Source organism: Neisseria sp. P0007.S010, from assembly GCF_051962875.1.
GTDB lineage: Bacteria > Pseudomonadota > Gammaproteobacteria > Burkholderiales > Neisseriaceae > Neisseria > Neisseria subflava_A.
In genome coordinates this window covers 171,715-189,648 of sequence record NZ_JBQCUX010000001.1, presented here as the reverse complement: position 1 = coordinate 189,648, position 17,934 = coordinate 171,715, and the positions used below count along the sequence as shown (strand labels likewise).

The window sequence follows — 17,934 nt, the reverse complement described above, 5'->3', positions numbered from 1 at the left end:
TATAACGAAAATAAACGGTTGTGACAGCATTATGTCTGCCAATCAGTGTTCAGGCCGTCTGAAAGTTATCCGCGCCGGACGGGAAAACCTGCTTGTTGAAGGCGTGGCCAATCGAAGAAATGTCCGGGATCGGTTTTCCTGTCCGGCGCGATGTCCTGATGACCGGTAACGGCCTGAATCGGATAATGCTCGGAAATGGCGGTCAACAAGGCTTGCAGGCTGGTGTATTGTGCTTCGGTAAAAGGCTCGAAATCGCAGCCTTCCAGTTCGATACCGATGGAAAAGGCGTTGCATTTTTCTCTGCCTTGAAACGACGATATACCTGCATGATAGGCCATGTCGTCGCAGGAAACAAATTGGACGGTTTCGCCCTCACGGCTGATGAAAAAATGGCTGGAGACGCGCAGGGTGTGGATGATGCTGAAGAAAGGATGTTCGTCAGGGTTGATTTGGTTGGTAAACAATTTTTCCACTGCCCCTGTGTTGTACTCAAAAGGAGGGAGGGAAATATTGTGGAGAACAACCAATGAGATGTCTTCATCCGGTTCGCGCGGGCTGAAATTGGGTGAGTGAGTTTGGCGTGCATTCAGCCAACGGCCGTTTTGCCAAGTGTTTTTTGAAGAGGAATTCATGGTTTCAGACGGCCTTTCGGGATAGGAAAACATACGTTGGGGAAGGTGGCAGGCTTGGTGGACTTGTTTTCGGTTATACTGTCGCCCGACACGTTCACAAACCAAGAATCCTACCATGCTGAAAAAATTGTTGAAATGGCTGGCCGTATTTTTGACGGCATTTGCCGCTGTGGTTGCTGCATTGTTGTTTGTTCCGAAAGACAACGGCAAACCATACCGTATTACCATTACCAAAAACCAAGGTATCTCTTCCGTCAGCCGCAAACTGGCTCAAGACGGCATCGTTTATAACCGTTATGTGCTGGTAGCCGCCGCATATGTGATGGGCGTACACAACCAACTCAATGCCGGTTCTTACCGTTTGTCTGCCAAAGTATCGGCTTGGGACATTTTAAAACGCATTAAAAAAGGCCGCCCTGATTCGGTCAGCGTGCAAATTCTAGAGGGTGCGCGGTTTGCCCAAATGCGCCGTATTATCGACAATACTGCCGATATTGCCCATGATACGCGCGGTTGGAGCGATGAAAAACTGATGGCTGAAGTAGCACCCGATGCCTTGAGCAGCAATCCTGAAGGACAGTTTTTCCCGGATAGTTACGAAATTGATGCCGGCGGCAGCGATCTTCAAATTTACAAAATCGCCTACCGTAAAATGCGGGAAAACCTGCAAGAAGCATGGGACGACCGTCAAAGCGGCCTACCTTATAAAAATCCGTACGAAATGCTGATTATGGCGAGTCTGATTGAAAAAGAAACCGCGCATGAAGACGACCGCGCCCATGTGGCCGCCGTATTCGTCAACCGCCTGAATATCGGCATGCGCCTGCAAACCGACCCGACCGTGATTTATGGCATGGGCGATGCGTATAAAGGCAGAATCCGCAAAGCCGACCTGCAACGCGATACGCCTTACAATACCTATACGCGCAGCGGTCTGACACCGACGCCGATTGCGCTTCCCGGCAAGGCCGCGCTTGAAGCGGCGGGTCATCCGTCTGATGAAAAATATCTGTATTTCGTCTCAAAAATGGATGGTACGGGCCTGAGCGAGTTCAGCCACAATCTTTCTGAACACAACGCTGCCGTACGCAAATATATTTTGAAGAAATAAACCGAATAGGCCGTCTGAAACATTTATAATCCCAGTTTCAGACGGCCTTTAAATTGACGATATCCATATGAAACCCAGATTTATTACCCTTGATGGTATAGACGGCGCAGGCAAGTCCACCAACCTCGCCGTAATGAAAGCATGGTTTGAGAAACACCAACTGCCCGTATTGTTTACGCGCGAACCGGGAGGTACTCCGGCCGGAGAAGCATTGCGCGAAATCCTGCTCAACCCTGCCACCCAAGTCAGCCTGCGTACCGAAACCCTGTTGATGTTTGCCGCCAGACAGCAACACTTGGAAACCGTCATTCTGCATGCCCTGAAAAACGGCACGCATGTCGTTTCCGACCGCTTTACCGATGCAACGTTTGCCTATCAAGGCGGCGGACGCGGCGTTCCCTTGCAAGATATTGCCACGCTTGAGCATTGGGTGCAGGGTGATTTCCGCCCAGATTTAACTTTGCTGTTGGATGTGCCTTTGGAAGTGTCAATGGCGCGCATCAACCAAACGCGTGAGAAAGACCGCTTTGAACAAGAAGAAGCCGAGTTTTTCAATCGGGTGCGCGAAGTATATCTGCAACGTGCTAACGAACAGCCGGAACGCTATGCCGTCATCGACAGCAGCCAAAGTCTGGACTCAGTAAAAAATCAGATTGAAACCGCGCTAGACAGTCATTTTAGATTGAATGTTTAAGTTTAAATAAAATGCCGTCTGAAAGAAGGGTAGTGTGGCGAAGAAATATTATTACAGAAGTTTTTAGGTATAAAACCAAATAAAACGAAACATCAAAACAAATGTAATAAATATCGGTATGCGCCACCAAAAGAACATGATAAAATTACGGCCTCTTACAAAGCCGGTCTGTTAACAACCCGACTTTAGAAATTTTAAACGTCTGAAGCAGCCTGTTTCAGACTTGTTCGCTGTAAAATCTCTCTCGCAAACAGGATCGATAAATGGAAAATTCATTAAAAGAAGCCGCCCTGCAGTTCCACGAATTCCCCGTGCCGGGCAAAATCTCCGTTACCCCAACCAAATCTTTGGCTACTTCTAAAGACTTGGCGTTGGCGTACTCTCCGGGCGTAGCCGCTCCTTGTATGGAAATCCATGCCGATCCGCAAACTGCCTACAAATACACTGCCAAAGGCAACTTGGTTGCCGTGATTTCCAACGGTACAGCAGTGTTGGGTTTGGGCAATATCGGCGCATTGGCCGGTAAACCTGTAATGGAAGGCAAAGGCGTATTGTTCAAAAAATTCGCCGGTGTTGACGTATTCGATATCGAAATCGATGAAAAAGACCCGCAAAAACTGGTAGACATCATCGCTTCTTTGGAACCGACTTTCGGCGGTATCAACCTCGAAGACATCAAAGCGCCTGAGTGCTTCTACATCGAACGCGAATTGCGCAAACGTTGCAAAATCCCTGTATTCCACGACGACCAACACGGTACCGCCATCATTACCGCTGCCGCTGTACTGAACGCTTTGCGTTATACCGGCCGCAAAATTGAAGAAGCGACTTTGGTGTGCTCCGGCGCAGGTGCTGCAGCGATTGCCTGCTTGAACCAATTGCTGGATTTGGGTCTGAAACGTGAAAACGTAACTGTCTGCGACTCCAAAGGCGTGATTTACAAAACACGCGAAGACAAAGACCGTATGGACGAGTCCAAACAGTTCTACGCCATCGAAGACAACGGCCAACGCGTATTGGCTGATGCCGTTAAAGGTAAAGACATCTTCTTGGGTCTGTCCGGTGCAAACCTGCTGACTCCTGAAATGCTGAATACCATGAACGAAAAACCAATCGTGTTCGCTATGGCAAACCCAAATCCGGAAATTCTGCCTCCATTGGCAAAAGAAACCCGTCCGGATGTGGTCATCGGTACCGGCCGCTCAGACTTCCCGAACCAAGTAAACAACGTATTGTGCTTCCCATTCATCTTCCGTGGCGCATTGGATGTCGGCGCGACCACCATCAACGAAGAAATGAAACGCGCTTGCGTATACGCTTTGGCTGACTTGGCAATGGAAGAAGTAACTGAAGAAGTGGTTGCCGCTTATGGTAAGAAATTTGAATTCGGCGCGGAATACCTAATTCCTACTCCATTCGACTCCCGCCTGTTACCTCGCGTTGCTTCTGCTACCGCTAAAGCAGCTATGGAAAGCGGCGTGGCTACCCGTCCAATCGCTGACTTGGATGCGTACGCTGCTAAATTGGCTGCATGGGAACTGTAATTCAGTAAATAGTGCTTGATTGAAAAGGCCGTCTGAAAGTTGTATTTCAGACGGCCCTTTTGTTTATTGGGTATTTTAGAAATGGCTTAATGCAGTAATTGTAATAAAGAATACGATAATCTGCTGGTTCAAAATCGACGTGGGAATATGGATTGTTTTCTAAGATAGGTTTCTTATTTTTGAGCGGCTTTGACTTTGCAGGGTTTGTACGGGATTAAATACAATATTTTTGCCAGCTTTTTTAAACAACTTATCGGCGACCCACGCTACGCTCGCTATGGTTTATACCTATTTAAAGCTGGTACCATTTCTTCGAAATCACAAGAAATAATTGTGATAATATTTGCATGGTTTAAATATTCTAAAAAATTATTAATTTTATTGATACATTCATCAATATCATATTGATTTAACATAATTATCTCTATGATAAATGGAAAATATAAAAAATTATCTTTAAAGTTAAAATTACGTTTTTCATCAAATTCATCATTATTAAAAAAATAAATATCTAACATTTCAGTTTCTATATATTTACCATTTATTAATGGTGATTTAAAGAAATTTTCAATCGCTGCAGAGATTAGATTTTTATCTTGACTACTAATAAATAATTTACAAAAATCAGAAATCATAAATTTTCCTTACTGAACTTTAATATAAGGTGGATTGTCAAATTTTCCACCTTATCAGGCCGTCTGAAAACGGTTTCAGACGGCCTGAGTTAATGAAACGGTTTATTTTTGCCAATAGGTTTTGACGTTGACGAACTCGTACAGCCCGAATTCTGATAGCTCGCGTCCATAGCCGGAAGCTTTGACGCCGCCAAAGGGGAGGCGCAGGTCGCTGCTGGTATGACGGTTGATAAAGACAGAGCCTGCTTGGATTTTTTCGGCGTATTGCCATGCATTTGCTGTGTCCGCTGTGTAGATACAGGCGCCGAGGCCGAAAGGTGTGTCATTGGCAAGTGCGACGGCGTGATCCGGATTGTCGGCGCGTAAAATCATGGCAACTGGGCCGAAGACTTCTTCGTGCCAAACGCGGCAGTTTGGATTGACTTGATCCAATACCGTGGCAGGGTAAAACCAGCTTTCTCCCTCAGGAATATAGCCGCCGCTCAAGCATTGCGCACCGTGTGCAACCGCATCTTGAACCTGCTCGTGCACGTTTTGACGCAGGTCTTGGCGGTGAAGCGGGGCAAGGGTGGTATTCGGATCTTTGGGGTTGCCGGTTTGCAGTTTGGCGCACTCGGCAAGGAAAAGCGGGATAAACTGTTCGGCAATATCTTGGGTAACAATGATGCGTTTGGCGGCATTGCAGGATTGTCCGGCATCGCGGAAACGCGAATAGCAGGCATCGATGGCTGCACGTTGCAGATCGGCATCAGGCAGGATAATGAACGGATTGCTGCCGCCCAGTTCAAGGACGGTTTTTTTCAGATGTCTGCCCGCATGGGCGGCCAGCAAGCGACCGGTATGGGTCGAACCGGTAAATGCCATGGCATCGGTATCTTCAATGGCTTGAAGCGTGTCTTCATGGCTTAACCATGCGCCGATAAGCGGCAAACCTTCGGGGACAAGGCTGAATAGGGTTTCGCTGACGCGGGCGACACTGGGCGCAGGTTTGACCGCGCAGGCATTGCCTGCACAAAGGGCAGGGATGGCAAATCGTAAAATCTGCCAAATAGGATAATTCCACGGCATGACTGCCAAAACAACGCCCAAAGGCTCGAAGCGGACTTGGCTGAGGCTGGCTTGGGTAGCGATGGTTTTATGGGCAAGCAGTTCGGGGGCAAGACGGACGTAGTAGCGGATAAGCTCGATGGATTTGCTGATTTCGGCACGGCATTCGTGCAGGCAGCGTCCGACTTCTTCGCAAACCATTTCAGCGAGGCGTTCTTGGTTTTTGGTAAGGCTGTTGGCAAATTGCTGTAAGAGGGCGGTGCGCTCGGTAATGCTTGATTGGGCGAAGGTTTGTTGAAGGGTTTGGAGGCGGTTTAATTCGTCGGTAAACTCGGTATAACTTTGCGCCGGTCGGCGGTAAATGGTTTCACCGGTAAAGACATGGGTGCTGTGAAACATGGCTAGGCTCCTTTGTTTTTATGTTTTTATGAGGCCGTCTGAAAATGTTTCAGACGGCCTTTTATTGTGATAATTGTACTTCAAGCGACCAGTTGGGGGAAAATGGATTTTAAGCCGGCAACAATAATCTCTACGGAAATGGCGGCAAGCATCATGCCCATGATGCGGTTGAGGATGGTCAGGCCGGTCGTGCCCAAGCGTTTGCTGATGCGTCCGGCAACGATCAGGATGAGATAGCAAATCAGGCTGACCAGAAAGCCGGAGATGATAATTAGGGCAATATCGCTGTAATTTTTGGCAGCAGAGGAGTAAATAATGACGGTAGAGATACCGCCGGGGCCGATGGTAATCGGAATGGCAATGGGTACGACGGCAATGGCTTTTTCATTGCGGCGGACTTGTTGCGCACTTTGATGTTCTTCTGAATGGGGATCAATTTTGGGTTTGGCAGGATTATCGTTGCCGTTCATTAAGGAGATGGCAATTAGCAAAACCAGAATACCGCCGCCGACTTGGAAAGAGCCGACGCTGATGCCGAGTACTTTCAATAAGATACCGCCGCTCAGTGCAAAGACGATGATTACGATGAAAACAGCCAATGCGGCAGTACGCGCGATTCTGCGCTTTTCTTTGGTGCTGTGGTTTTGTGTCAGATCAAGATAAATTGAGAGCGCGCTGAAAGGATTAATCAGCACGAGAAATGCCACAAGCAGCTTGCCGATTTCTACACCCAGTTCCATATTATTCCTCGCTTTCAGTTAGGTCATCGTTATCCGCATTACGGCGGCGGTTTTTGTGTTCGTTGGCAATACCCATCAGCAGGGCGAGCACCACCATGATGGAAAGCGTAGCCGTACCGCCGTAGCTGACCAAGGGAAGGGGGACGCCTACGACGGGCAAAATACCGCTGACCATGCCCATGTTTACAAAGGCGTAGCAGAAAAAGGTCATGGTCAACGCGCCTGCCAGAGTACGGCTGTAAAGGGATTGAGCTTGCGCGGCAATCCACAATCCTCGTGCCAGAATGATGAGGTAAACCAGCAGTAAAAGCATATTGCCAATCAGGCCGAATTCTTCGCCGAATACTGCGAAAATAAAGTCAGTCGTTGATTCGGGAATATAGTCCAAATGGGTTTGCGTACCGTTGAGCCAGCCTTTACCCCATACGCCTCCCGAGCCGATGGCAATCATGGATTGGATGATGTGGTAGCCTGCGCCCAACGGGTCTTTGGTTGGGTCGAGCAGGGTGAGGACGCGGGTTTTCTGGTAGTCGTGCATGCCGTAATTCCACAAGAGCGGCAAAGCGGCCACAAAGGCAATAATAGCGGCAAAAATGGCTTTCCAGGGCAATCCGGCAAAAAAGATGACAAAAATGCCCGAAGCCATAATCAGTGCGGCTGTACCCAGATCTGGCTGTTTCAAAATCAGGGCGACAGGAACAAGAATCAGAACGAGGGCGACAATATAATGTATCCATTTCAGACGGCCTTCATAGCGTTGGAAATACCACGCGACAGTCATGGGAATACCGATTTTCATAATTTCGGAAGGTTGGATACGGGTAAAGCCGAGACTCAGCCAACGGGTCGAGCCGTTGACGGTAACGCCGGCGACTTCGACGCCAATCAACAGTAATACGCCGACAATGTAAACAGGCAGGGCGACTTTGGCAGCCGTTTGCGGCTTGAATACGGCGATAATCCATAACAGGGCAAAGCCCAAAACGGTATGGATGGTTTTGTTTTCCAATTGGCCGAACTCTTGCCCGTCTGCAGAATAGAGCAGGAACAGGCTCATGATGTAGATGGCGAGCATGGCAAAAAACAGCCAAGGGTCAATCGGGGCTGCAATGGTGGATTTGAAATTTTTCCACGCTGATGTGTTATTCATGATGAACCTCCGGCTGTGAGGCAGGGCTTGTCGGCGTCAGTCCGTAGGCAGATTGGAAAATGCTGGTAATAGGCTGATGCTTGTTCGTTGTTTCAGTTTTGGCTAAATCTGACTCAAGGCCGTCTGAAAACTGTTGCGGCTTGACGTGAAACATATAAAAATCAGTTATTTCACGGGCCAATGGCGCGGCATACGCACCCCAGCCGCCGTTTTCCAAAATAACGGCAATGGCGATTTCAGGTTTTTCCAATGGCGCAAACGAGATAAACCATGCGTGGTCGCGGTGTTGTTCGCGCAGGGCTGCGGCGTTGTAGCGTCCGCCTTGTTTGATTTGTACGACCTGGGCCGTACCGGTTTTACCGCCCATCGTATAAGCGAGTCCGCCACCGATACGGTGTGCCGTGCCGCCCGGTTTCAATACCTTTTCCATTGCGCGTTTGACGTATTCGAAGTTGTCGGCTTTGAACGGAATTTGACGCTCGGGATTAGGGTTGATGCGGGTAATTTTGCGTGCGCCGAAGTCCAATACTTCTTTGACCAAATGCGGCTGATGAACGACACCGTCATTGGCAAGAGAAGCTGTGGCATGTGCCATTTGCAAAGGCGTGTAGGCATTGTAGCCTTGGCCGATACTGACGGAAACCATTTCGCCGGCACGCCATTCTTTCGCGGTAGGGTCGGAAGATTTGGCAAAGCGTGTGGCTTTCCATTCGCGGCTAGGCAAAACGCCTGCGTATTCGCTGGGCAGGTCAATGCCGGTTTTTTGGCCGAAACCGAATTGCGCCAGATACGGAGCGGCTTTATCGATACCCATTTCGTAACCCAAACGGTAGAAGAAGGTATCTGAGGATACTTGAATGGCTTTGCTCAAGTTGGCCGAGCCGTGACCGCTGCGGACGGAGTCGCGGAAGATATGGCGGCTGCCGGGTATGCTCCATGCGCCGGGAGCGGGGACGATGGTGTTTTGAGTGATTTTGCCGCTTTCCAACAAGGCCATGCCCATAAAGGGTTTGAATGTAGAACCCGGCGGATAAAGGCCTTGGGTAACGCGGTTGATCAAAGGTTTTTTCCAATCGTCATTCAGCATTTTCCAAGTGTCGCTGTCGATGCCATCAATAAAGAGGTTGGGATCGAAGGAAGGTTTAGAAACAAATGCCAAAACAGTACCGTCTTGCGGATTGATGGCCACCAATGCGCCACGGCGGTCGCCTAAAATGCGGTCGGCTTCCTGCTGCATACGGATATCCATGCCCAGGCGCAAGGTTTGCCCCATTTGGGACGGAACATTTTTCAATACGCGGACGATGTTGCCGTAAGCGTCTTTTTCGACTTCCTGATAGCCTGGAACACCATGAAGCTGGTGTTCGTAATATTTTTCCAAGCCGGATTTGCCGATATGCGTACTGCCGCGGTAGAGGGCGGTCAGGCCTTCTTCTTCCAGCATTTCTTTGTCTTTGTCGCTAATACGGCCGATATAGCCTAAGAAATGGGAGGTCAGCTTGCCGTAAGGATATTCGCGGAATGTGCGTGAGTTGACCTCTACGCCTTTGAATTCGCGCAAATGCACGGATAAACGGGCGGCCTCTTCATCGGTCAGTCTGAGTTTGAGTGGGATATTTTCAAATTTTCTATAGCTTTCGCGGTATTTTTTGAAGCGTTTTAAATCTGTCGGCGTGATATCGACGTATTTTTTCAATGCTTTAATGATATCTTCCATCTTGCCTTCAATGCGGCTGGGAATAACTTCGAGTGAAAAGACAGGATAGTTTTTGGCCAAAAGAACGCCGTTGATATCGACGATTTCGCCACGTACGGGCGGCGTTGGAATCAGGGTGATGCGGTTGCTCGATGCTTGGCCGGAAAACTCGTTGTGTTGAGTCACTTGCAGGTAAAAGAACCGCGCCAGCAAGATGGAAAAGAAGATGACAATCAGGATAAAGGCAACGAGCAGGCGCAACAAAGCATCGGCTTGTGCTGCCTGAGCGGAAGGTTTTTTGGTATGTTGATCACCGGAAAGACGGCGTGGAAGAGTCGGTTTCATCTTTTCAGCGGGAGCGGTAAATACGGGTCACAATCAGCATCAGCTGGCTGAGTATCGGCCAAAGCAATGCGCCGACAAATGGGGCAACAAAGCCTTGCAAAGTGATGACCTGATGATTAAGGAACAAACGGGCAACAGTTAAGACGGCCTGATTGAGAAGCAGCGCAGCCAATACAGCGGCCAATTGCATAATGTGGCCGTAAAGCATGATTTGGCGGCGGTTTAAAATGAAATAAGTCATCACGACGTAAGACAGGGCGTGCAATCCTAAAGTTGCGGCGGTTGCGGCATCGACAATCAGACCGATGGCAAAAGCCAGTCCCATGCCTGCGCGTTGCGGTTGGTGCAATGTCCAATACAGCAACATCAGTGCCGTCATTTCAGGCAGCCAAAAGAATCCGTCAAAGGAAAACGGCATAAAGTCCAGTATCATCATCACAATGAGACTGGCCGCCATGATGTGTAGCGGTACTGCACGGTAAGAATCGTCAAAATCGTTCATGAAATCAGCGTGGGGAAGAAGGGGCGGAAGAAAGTACCAAGACAAAACGGCTGCTGCGTAAAGCGGCCAAAGGCGTCAGTTGCGTATCGTAATAAGGTGTTCCCGATGCGCGGACAACCTTGCTGACGTTTGCAACGGGAATCCCTGCCGGATAAGTACCATCCAAGCCGGAAGTCAGCAGAATATCGCCGGGTTTCAAGTCTGAACCGGTTGGGAAATAGCGCAAATCCAAACCGTTGCCATTGCCGTATGCCAAATTGCGTTCGCCGGTGCGGCTGACGGCTACGGGGACAATGCTTTGTCCGCTTGAGATCAGTTCAATTTCCGCGCTTTGTGTGTGGACTTGTGTCAACAGGCCGATCAAACCGCTTTGATCGATGACCGCATCGCCAACTTTCAAGCCATCTTGACTGCCCTTGCCGATAATCAGTCTTTCGAAAAGAGGATCTTTACCATTGGAAATGACTTCCGCACCGATAACGTTGTGAATGCCTTTTTGTTGCAAACCGTATAGTTTCTTCAATTCGCGCAATTCGTCGGTATTGACTTTATCTCGCTGCAAATCGATTTTCAGACGGCCATTTTCTTCCAGAAGTTGGCGGTTTTGTTCCAAGAGCTCGGATTTAGACTGGGAGAGGTCGGCAAAATATTGATAAAGTTGAACAGGTTGATTCGCTAGCCATTGAACAGGATAGAGCATAGGCATGACTGCCGCACGTACAGGCTGCATTAATGAAAAGCGGTAATCGGCCACCATCAGACCGGCAGCCAGAGCGATATAAACGACAAAACGAGGCAACAGCTTAGAGCCTTTTGCCTCGTCAAAGCGCAAAGAAGAGTGTTCCACAATCATCTACCTTATGGGTTTTCCGTGAATACGGTATCCCATTTGCCGATATAGTCCAAAGCCTTACCGGCACCATAGGCAACGCAGTTCAGAGGTTGGTCGGCAATACCGACGGGCAGGCCGGTTGCGTCGGCCAAGACAGTATCGATACCGTGCAGAAGCGCACCGCCGCCGGTCAGCATAATACCGCGGTCGGCGATGTCGCCGGCCAATTCAGGCGGAGCCTGTTCCAAAGCTAGACGAACGGCACGGATGATTTGATTTACCGTTTCACTCAATGCTTCACGGATTTCATCTGAAGTAACTGCCAAGGATTTAGGCGTACCTTCGGCCAGATCGCGGCCTTTAATGCGCATGGCTGTTTCGGTTTCAAAGCCCGAGGCAGAGCCGATTTGTTTCTTCAATTCTTCGGCTGTAGCTTCGCCAATCAAGACACCACGATGGCGGCGCAGGTAATGGATGATACTTTTATCGAATTCATCGCCGGCTGCGCGGACAGAAGCAGAATAGGCCATGCCGCCCAGTGAAAGAATACCGATTTCAGTCGTACCGCCGCCAATATCGACAATCATCGAACCTGCCGCATCTTCAATCGGCAAGCCCGCGCCCAAAGCGGCGGCCATCGGTTCTTCAATCAAATGCACGCTTGCCGCGCCGGCGGCAAACGCCGAATCCAAAATTGCTTTACGTTCCACTTGGGTAGAGCCGCCCGGAACACAGATAACCACACGAGGCGGAACCAAAGACCGTCCTTCGGTGGCTTTTTTAATCAACATACCCAGCATACGCTCGGTAATCACAAAATCGGCAATCACGCCGTCCCTCATCGGGCGGACGATTTCGATATTGCGCGGCGCACGGCCCTGCATTTTTTTGGCTTCCGTGCCCACTGCCATAATTTTACTTTTATTGCCTGCGCCGGATTGAATCGCAACCATGGACGGCTCATCCAAAACAATCCCTTTGCCGCGTACAAAAATCAGCGTGTTGGCCGTGCCCAAGTCGATGGCAATATCATTGGAGAGGAAACGAGATAAAAGACGAAACATAGGATACCTGAAATTCCGGCCCAGCACGGATGTGTTAAGCAGTATTTAAAATAAGAAAAACAGGTACACGGTTTTAGACGGATAAATGCGCCCTTAAAAGGCCGTCTGAATCAAAACACCATGCCAACCTGTTTGGTTTTCGGTTATAATTCTTCGCTTCATAGAAGACGAAATGCAATGATACCCCAAACCCAAGAGGCATTGCTATCAGACAAGGATTTTTTATGGCTTTAAGCTTAAATGATGTGGAAAAAATCGCAAAACTCTCGCGCCTCACTTTAACGGATGAAGAAAAAAACAAAACGCTTGCCGAGTTGAACGACATTTTCGCCATGGTTGAAAACATGCAAAGCGTCGATACCGACGGCATCGAACCCATGGCGCATCCGCACGAAGCCGCTTTGCGCCTGCGCGAAGATAAAGTGACTGAAACCGATCACGCCGCAGAATATCAGGCTGTTGCTCCTGAAGTGCGCAACCGCCTGTATATCGTTCCTCAAGTGATTGAAGAATAAGGTTTCAGACGGCCTTTGCTCATCTGCAAACTCCTATTGCAAGGCCGTCTGAAAGGATATTCTGTTCAGACGGCCCGATTTATTGATTTAAACGGATGTTTTCAATATCTGTTTTGAAAGCAAAAACTGTTTTATAGAAAGTACGGCACAATGACCGCTTACACGCTCAAACAAGCCAGCAGCCTGCTGCAATCCAAACAAATTTCCGCAGTCGAATTGGCGACCGAATATTTGGCCGCTATTGCTGCGAAAAACCCTGCCATCAATGGCTATGTAACCATCGATCAAGATAAGACCCTTGCTGAAGCCAAAGCAGCCGATGCGCGTATCGCGGCCGGTAATGCAACGGCTTTGACCGGTGTGCCTGTTGCTTACAAAGATATTTTCTGCCAAACAGGTTGGCGCAGTGCATGCAGTTCCAAAATGTTGGATAACTTTGTCTCTCCTTACACTGCCACAGTGGTGCAAAACCTGTTGGATGCCGGCATGGTTACTCTTGGCCGTACCAATATGGACGAATTTGCCATGGGTTCGACCAATGAGACATCATTCTACGGCGCAACCAAAAACCCATGGAATCTTGAACATGTTCCCGGCGGTTCGTCAGGCGGTTCGGCTGCCGTGATTGCGGCGCGTTTGGCACCGGCTGCGTTGGGTTCGGATACCGGCGGTTCTATCCGTCAGCCTGCGTCGCATTGCGGCATTACCGGCATCAAGCCGACTTACGGTACGGTTTCACGTTTCGGTATGGTTGCTTATGCTTCCAGCTTTGATCAAGCCGGCCCTATGGCGCAAACTGCCGAAGACTGCGCGATTTTGTTGAACGCAATGGCCAGTTTTGACGAGCGCGATTCCACCAGTTTGGAACGTGACAAAGAAGACTACACCCGTGATTTGGACAAGCCGCTTAAAGGTTTGAAAATCGGTTTGCCTAAAGAATATTTCGGCGAAGGTGCGGATGCCGATGTTCAGACGGCCTTGCAAAGCGTTATCGATTTGCTCAAAGTTCAAGGCGCGGAGACTGTTGAAGTTTCGTTGCCGCAAACATCATTGTCGATTCCCGCTTATTACGTTCTCGCCTCTGCGGAAGCAAGTACCAACTTGTCCCGTTTCGACGGCGTACGTTATGGCCATCGTGCAGCGCAGTTCGGTGATTTGGAAGAAATGTACAGCAACACCCGTGCCGAAGGTTTCGGCAGCGAGGTCAAACGCCGTATCATGATCGGTACTTATGTATTGAGCCATGGTTACTACGATGCTTATTACCTGAAAGCGCAAAAACTGCGCCGTCTGGTTGCCAATGATTTTCAGACGGCCTTTGGTCAATGTGATTTCATTTTGGCGCCGACTGCGCCGACTGCCGCGCCAAAACTTGGCAGCGACATTCATGACCCTGTCCAAATGTACTTGTCCGATATTTACACCATCGCCGTGAACCTTGCTGGTTTGCCTGCACTGACTCTGCCTGCTGGTTTCAGCGCAAACGGCCTGCCGATTGGTGTGCAATTTATCGGCAACTATTTCTCCGAAGCCAAAATTTTGGGCGCCGCACATCAGGTTCAACTGAACAGCGATTGGCATATCAAAGCGCCGGAATAATGTTTTAGGGCCTTGATGATTTAAGGCCGTCTGAAAATAAACCATATAAAAGCGCCTGAATGTATTGAGGTGCTGCATATTGTAGATATTTAAAAATTATGACAGCCACCGACTTCATTCAAATCATTGGGACAGCCGCGTTTGCCATTTCCGGCTATTTGGTCGGCTACAACAAGCGGTTGGATGTACTCGGTGTCGTCATTACTGCGTTACTGACGGCTGTCGGCGGCGGCATGATACGCGATGGCTTGGTCGGCCGGATTCCGCAAGTATTTTTGCAAACCGATGCGTTGATTGTTGTGTTTGCCACGCTTGCCATCGCATGGTTGATAAGGGTGCAACGTTATCGCAGCACCTATTTGGCCGCTGCTTTTATTATTGCCGATGCCATCGGTTTGGCAGCGTTCAGTATTACCGGTGCACAAATCGGTATGGCCTTGCAGCTCAATCTATTCGGAGTTATTTCTTTGGCTTTTGTGACTGCTGTTGGCGGCGGTATTGCGCGCGATATTTTGGTCAATGATGTGCCGATGATTTTGCGCACCGACCTTTACGGCAGCGTAGCCATTTTGATTGGCGGGCTGATTTATCTGTTCGGACATTTGGGCTGGATTAATATTTTTACGTTAAACCTGCTCTTTGCCGGCGGATTGTTGTTTCGCCTGACTGCATACCGTTTCCATTGGCAACTGCCCGGTTTCCAACGCCGCAGGAAATAAACTTATCTTACAGACGGCCTAATTATGGATTTCTTATTCAGGCCGTCTGAAAAACGAATCACTCATTTAACCGATTAACTTTTTTTCGACAGAAAGACCCTTATGACTTGGGAAACCGTAATCGGACTGGAAATCCACGTCCAACTCAACACCCAATCCAAAATCTTCAGCGGCGCATCCACTGCATTCGGTGCCGAGCCTAATGCCCACGCCAGTGTGGTTGAGTGCGCGTTGCCGGGCGTATTGCCGGTAATGAACCGCGAAGTCGTCGAAAAAGCCATCAAACTCGGTTTGGCTTTGGATGCGAAAATCAATCAGAAAAACGTGTTCGACCGTAAAAACTATTTTTATCCTGATTTGCCAAAAGGCTATCAAATCAGCCAGTTGGATTTGCCGATTGTGGAACACGGCAAACTGGAAATCGTAGTAGGCGATGAGGTTAAAACCATCAATGTTACCCGTGCGCACATGGAAGAAGATGCGGGTAAATCCGTACATGAAGGTTTGAACGGTGCCACCGGTATCGACTTGAACCGTGCCGGTACGCCTTTGTTGGAAGTTGTCTCCGAGCCTGAAATGCGCTCTGCAGCCGAAGCTGTGGCATATGCTAAAGCGTTGCACGGTTTGGTGACTTGGCTGGATATTTGTGACGGTAATATGGCGGAAGGCTCGTTCCGTGTTGATGCCAACGTTTCTGTACGTCCAAAAGGCCAGGCCGAGTTCGGTACACGCCGTGAAATCAAAAACCTCAACTCTTTCCGCTTCTTGGAACAAGCCATCAATTATGAAGTGGAAGCGCAAATCGAAATCTTGGAAGATGGCGGTAAAGTACAGCAGGCAACCATGTTGTTTGACCCTGAAAAAGGCGAAACCCGTGTGATGCGTTTGAAAGAAGATGCGCACGATTACCGCTATTTCCCAGATCCGGATTTGCTACCGGTCATTATTTCAGACGGCCAGTTGCAAAAAGCCAAAGAGCAAATGCCTGAATTGCCGCATGAAATGGCGGCGCGTTTTGTTGCCGATTACGGTGTGTCTGACTATGATGCGCGCCTGTTAACTGCCAGCCGTGCTCAAGCTGCCTATTTTGAAGAAGCGGCCAAAGCCTGCAGCCAAGGTAAATTGACGGCGAACTGGATGAACGGCGAGCTTGCCGCCACCTTGAACAAAGAAGGTTTGGAATTGGCTGAAAGCCCGATTACGGCTCCACGCCTTGCCGAGTTGGTTGCCAAAGTTGCGGACGGAACATTGAGCAGCAAACTGGCGAAAAAAGCTTTTGAAGTAATGTGGGTCGAGCCTGAAGCAGGTATTGCCGAAATTATCGAGAAACATGGTTTGCAACAAATTACTGACACTGGTGCAATTGAAGCGATGGTGGACGAAGTGTTGGCAAATAATGCGAAAGCTATTGAACAATTCCGTTCCGGTAATGAGAAAGCCTTGAATGCGATTGTCGGTCAAGTGATGAAAGCAAGTAAAGGCAAGGCCAACCCGGCTCAAGTTCAAGAGCTGATTAAAGCTAAATTAGCTTGATAGATAGGACAGGCCGTCTGAAAAATAGGTCTTATTTTTCAGACGGCCTTTATTTTTGATTCTAAAACTATTCTAAAATACCATGACACATACTATTACCTTATCAGATGAAATCACATTTACGGCAAACGATGATGAAACCGTTCTTGCCGCTGCGACCCGTCAGAATTTAAATCTGCCCCATTCTTGTAAAAGTGGCGCCTGCGGACAATGTAAGGCCGAGTTGATGAGTGGTGAATTTGAAATGGGCGATCATATTGATAAAGCCATCAGCGAAGAAGAAAAAGCGCAGGGCAAAGTGCTATTGTGCTGTACTACTGCGAAGAGTGACCTGAAAATCAATGTGCCGGGGTTTAATCCGAATGCTTTGTCGGTGCGCACTTTGCCTGTACGCATCGAAACGATTGAAATCAAACATGATGTTGCTTTGTTGAGATTGGCTTTACCTAAAGCGCCGTCATTTGCATTTTATGCCGGACAATATATTGATTTGCTGCTTCCCGGCAATATCAGTCGTAGCTATTCAATCGCCAATTCTCCTGACCAAGAAGGTGTTTTGGAGCTGCATATCCGTAAACGTGAAAATGGCGTATGTTCGGAAATGATTTTTGGTGCCGAGCCTAAAATCAAAGAAAAAGGCATTGTCCGTGTTAAAGGCCCATTGGGTACGTTTACTTTGCAACAAGACAGCAATAAACCGATGATTTTGTTGGCAACGGGTACAGGTTACGCACCTATCCGCAGTATTTTGCTTGATTTGATTCATCAGAATAGCGAACGTCAGGTTCATTTTTACTGGGGGGCACGTCAGCAGGAGGATTTGTACGCATTGGAAGAAGCAGAAGCATTAATAGGCCGTCTGAAAAATGCGAAATTCTCGTCTGTTCTTTCTAAGCCTGATTCCGATTGGAAAGGGGGGAGTAGATACGTGCAAAATGTTGCCGCACAAAATTATCCTGATTTGAGCCAATATGAAGTTTATGCTTGCGGGTCACCAGCCATGACGGAGAATGCGCAAAGTTTGCTGACTCAAAAATGCGCTTTACCGGAAGATGCCTTCTTCTGTGATGCTTTTTCACCGGCATAGTGATGTGTATACAGGATTTATATGTTTGAATGCAGGTGTTAAGAGTAGAATTTGATGGCAATCTGTTTGAAAAAGAGTGTGTTTTTGCAC

The 17,934-nt window shown here is 48.6% G+C and carries 17 protein-coding genes; 8 read left to right on the top strand and 9 right to left on the bottom strand.

What is annotated here, in order from left to right:
- Positions 1–65: 65 nt before the first annotated feature.
- Positions 66–632: a 1,6-anhydro-N-acetylmuramyl-L-alanine amidase AmpD gene (gene ampD / locus ACTHR7_RS00945; protein WP_440370163.1), complete on the bottom strand. Its 567-nt coding sequence runs from the start codon at positions 630–632 to the stop codon at positions 66–68.
- Between the two features lie 115 nt (positions 633–747).
- On the opposite strand from ampD, the gene mltG reads away from it, so the two are divergent.
- From mltG to ACTHR7_RS00930, 3 genes are all read left to right on the top strand, one after another.
- Positions 748–1,743 carry an endolytic transglycosylase MltG gene (gene mltG, locus ACTHR7_RS00940; protein WP_049331460.1) on the top strand — a complete coding sequence of 332 codons (996 nt, stop codon included), beginning with the start codon at positions 748–750 and terminating at the stop codon, positions 1,741–1,743.
- A 67-nt stretch (positions 1,744–1,810) separates the two neighbouring features.
- On the top strand, positions 1,811–2,437 hold the full coding sequence (tmk, locus tag ACTHR7_RS00935) for a dTMP kinase (RefSeq protein WP_440370162.1): 627 nt from the start codon (positions 1,811–1,813) through the stop codon (positions 2,435–2,437).
- Positions 2,438–2,700: 263 nt separating this feature from the next.
- The gene (locus ACTHR7_RS00930; RefSeq protein WP_080974648.1) at positions 2,701–3,981 is read left to right on the top strand and encodes a malic enzyme-like NAD(P)-binding protein; all 1,281 of its coding nucleotides are present in this window, start codon (positions 2,701–2,703) and stop codon (positions 3,979–3,981) included.
- Between the two features lie 275 nt (positions 3,982–4,256).
- On the opposite strand, the gene ACTHR7_RS00925 is transcribed toward ACTHR7_RS00930, so the two are convergent.
- The 8 genes from ACTHR7_RS00925 to ACTHR7_RS00890 form a co-directional block, all read right to left on the bottom strand.
- Complete coding sequence (locus ACTHR7_RS00925; protein ID WP_107810609.1) at positions 4,257–4,616, bottom strand: hypothetical protein; 360 nt, start codon at positions 4,614–4,616, stop codon at positions 4,257–4,259.
- A gap of 102 nt (positions 4,617–4,718) precedes the next feature.
- Positions 4,719–6,062, bottom strand: a complete 1,344-nt coding sequence (locus ACTHR7_RS00920) for an aldehyde dehydrogenase family protein (protein WP_440370161.1) — start codon at positions 6,060–6,062, stop codon at positions 4,719–4,721.
- 80 nt (positions 6,063–6,142) lie between these two features.
- Positions 6,143–6,802, bottom strand: coding sequence for a MarC family protein (locus ACTHR7_RS00915; RefSeq protein WP_440370160.1), 660 nt, complete (start codon positions 6,800–6,802; stop codon positions 6,143–6,145).
- Position 6,803: 1 nt separating this feature from the next.
- Positions 6,804–7,952, bottom strand: coding sequence for a rod shape-determining protein RodA (rodA, locus tag ACTHR7_RS00910; protein WP_440370159.1), 1,149 nt, complete (start codon positions 7,950–7,952; stop codon positions 6,804–6,806).
- The gene (gene mrdA / locus ACTHR7_RS00905; RefSeq protein WP_440370158.1) at positions 7,945–9,993 is read right to left on the bottom strand and encodes a penicillin-binding protein 2; all 2,049 of its coding nucleotides are present in this window, start codon (positions 9,991–9,993) and stop codon (positions 7,945–7,947) included. The genes rodA and mrdA overlap by 8 nt, the downstream gene beginning before the upstream one ends.
- A gap of 4 nt (positions 9,994–9,997) precedes the next feature.
- Entirely contained in the window at positions 9,998–10,495 is a 498-nt protein-coding gene (mreD, locus tag ACTHR7_RS00900; protein WP_440370157.1) for a rod shape-determining protein MreD, read from the bottom strand.
- A 4-nt stretch (positions 10,496–10,499) separates the two neighbouring features.
- Positions 10,500–11,342 carry a rod shape-determining protein MreC gene (gene mreC / locus ACTHR7_RS00895; RefSeq protein WP_199900785.1) on the bottom strand — a complete coding sequence of 281 codons (843 nt, stop codon included), beginning with the start codon at positions 11,340–11,342 and terminating at the stop codon, positions 10,500–10,502.
- Positions 11,343–11,353: 11 nt separating this feature from the next.
- Complete coding sequence (locus ACTHR7_RS00890) at positions 11,354–12,391, bottom strand: rod shape-determining protein (RefSeq protein ID WP_070459838.1); 1,038 nt, start codon at positions 12,389–12,391, stop codon at positions 11,354–11,356.
- Positions 12,392–12,615: 224 nt separating this feature from the next.
- Between ACTHR7_RS00890 and gatC the strand changes: the two genes are divergently transcribed.
- The 5 genes from gatC to ACTHR7_RS00865 all read left to right on the top strand — a co-directional run bounded on the left by gatC (position 12,616) and on the right by ACTHR7_RS00865 (position 17,844).
- Positions 12,616–12,906: an Asp-tRNA(Asn)/Glu-tRNA(Gln) amidotransferase subunit GatC gene (gene gatC, locus ACTHR7_RS00885; RefSeq protein WP_063075405.1), complete on the top strand. Its 291-nt coding sequence runs from the start codon at positions 12,616–12,618 to the stop codon at positions 12,904–12,906.
- Between the two features lie 150 nt (positions 12,907–13,056).
- Entirely contained in the window at positions 13,057–14,505 is a 1,449-nt protein-coding gene (gatA, locus tag ACTHR7_RS00880; RefSeq protein ID WP_440370156.1) for an Asp-tRNA(Asn)/Glu-tRNA(Gln) amidotransferase subunit GatA, read from the top strand.
- Between the two features lie 98 nt (positions 14,506–14,603).
- Entirely contained in the window at positions 14,604–15,224 is a 621-nt protein-coding gene (locus ACTHR7_RS00875; RefSeq protein WP_049331484.1) for a trimeric intracellular cation channel family protein, read from the top strand.
- 102 nt (positions 15,225–15,326) lie between these two features.
- Positions 15,327–16,757, top strand: a complete 1,431-nt coding sequence (gene gatB / locus ACTHR7_RS00870; RefSeq protein ID WP_440370155.1) for an Asp-tRNA(Asn)/Glu-tRNA(Gln) amidotransferase subunit GatB — start codon at positions 15,327–15,329, stop codon at positions 16,755–16,757.
- 82 nt (positions 16,758–16,839) lie between these two features.
- A complete protein-coding gene (locus ACTHR7_RS00865; RefSeq protein ID WP_293204352.1) occupies positions 16,840–17,844 on the top strand; it encodes an FAD-binding oxidoreductase in 1,005 nt (334 codons plus the stop codon).
- Positions 17,845–17,934: the final 90 nt, after the last annotated feature.

What these genes read in the sequence shown, in the direction of transcription:
- ampD (WP_440370163.1), bottom strand. Translation starts at nt 632, where the DNA reads ATGAATTCCTCTTCAAAAAACACTTGGCAAAACGGCCGTTGGCTGAAT.
- ACTHR7_RS00930 (WP_080974648.1), top strand. Translation starts at nt 2,701, where the DNA reads ATGGAAAATTCATTAAAAGAAGCCGCCCTGCAGTTCCACGAATTCCCC.
- ACTHR7_RS00890 (WP_070459838.1), bottom strand. Translation starts at nt 12,391, where the DNA reads ATGTTTCGTCTTTTATCTCGTTTCCTCTCCAATGATATTGCCATCGAC.
- gatA (WP_440370156.1), top strand. Translation starts at nt 13,057, where the DNA reads ATGACCGCTTACACGCTCAAACAAGCCAGCAGCCTGCTGCAATCCAAA.
- mrdA (WP_440370158.1), bottom strand. Translation starts at nt 9,993, where the DNA reads ATGAAACCGACTCTTCCACGCCGTCTTTCCGGTGATCAACATACCAAA.
- ACTHR7_RS00915 (WP_440370160.1), bottom strand. Translation starts at nt 6,802, where the DNA reads ATGGAACTGGGTGTAGAAATCGGCAAGCTGCTTGTGGCATTTCTCGTG.
- gatC (WP_063075405.1), top strand. Translation starts at nt 12,616, where the DNA reads ATGGCTTTAAGCTTAAATGATGTGGAAAAAATCGCAAAACTCTCGCGC.
- mltG (WP_049331460.1), top strand. Translation starts at nt 748, where the DNA reads ATGCTGAAAAAATTGTTGAAATGGCTGGCCGTATTTTTGACGGCATTT.
- tmk (WP_440370162.1), top strand. Translation starts at nt 1,811, where the DNA reads ATGAAACCCAGATTTATTACCCTTGATGGTATAGACGGCGCAGGCAAG.
- mreD (WP_440370157.1), bottom strand. Translation starts at nt 10,495, where the DNA reads ATGAACGATTTTGACGATTCTTACCGTGCAGTACCGCTACACATCATG.
- ACTHR7_RS00925 (WP_107810609.1), bottom strand. Translation starts at nt 4,616, where the DNA reads ATGATTTCTGATTTTTGTAAATTATTTATTAGTAGTCAAGATAAAAAT.
- ACTHR7_RS00875 (WP_049331484.1), top strand. Translation starts at nt 14,604, where the DNA reads ATGACAGCCACCGACTTCATTCAAATCATTGGGACAGCCGCGTTTGCC.
- gatB (WP_440370155.1), top strand. Translation starts at nt 15,327, where the DNA reads ATGACTTGGGAAACCGTAATCGGACTGGAAATCCACGTCCAACTCAAC.
- ACTHR7_RS00865 (WP_293204352.1), top strand. Translation starts at nt 16,840, where the DNA reads ATGACACATACTATTACCTTATCAGATGAAATCACATTTACGGCAAAC.
- rodA (WP_440370159.1), bottom strand. Translation starts at nt 7,952, where the DNA reads ATGAATAACACATCAGCGTGGAAAAATTTCAAATCCACCATTGCAGCC.
- ACTHR7_RS00920 (WP_440370161.1), bottom strand. Translation starts at nt 6,062, where the DNA reads ATGTTTCACAGCACCCATGTCTTTACCGGTGAAACCATTTACCGCCGA.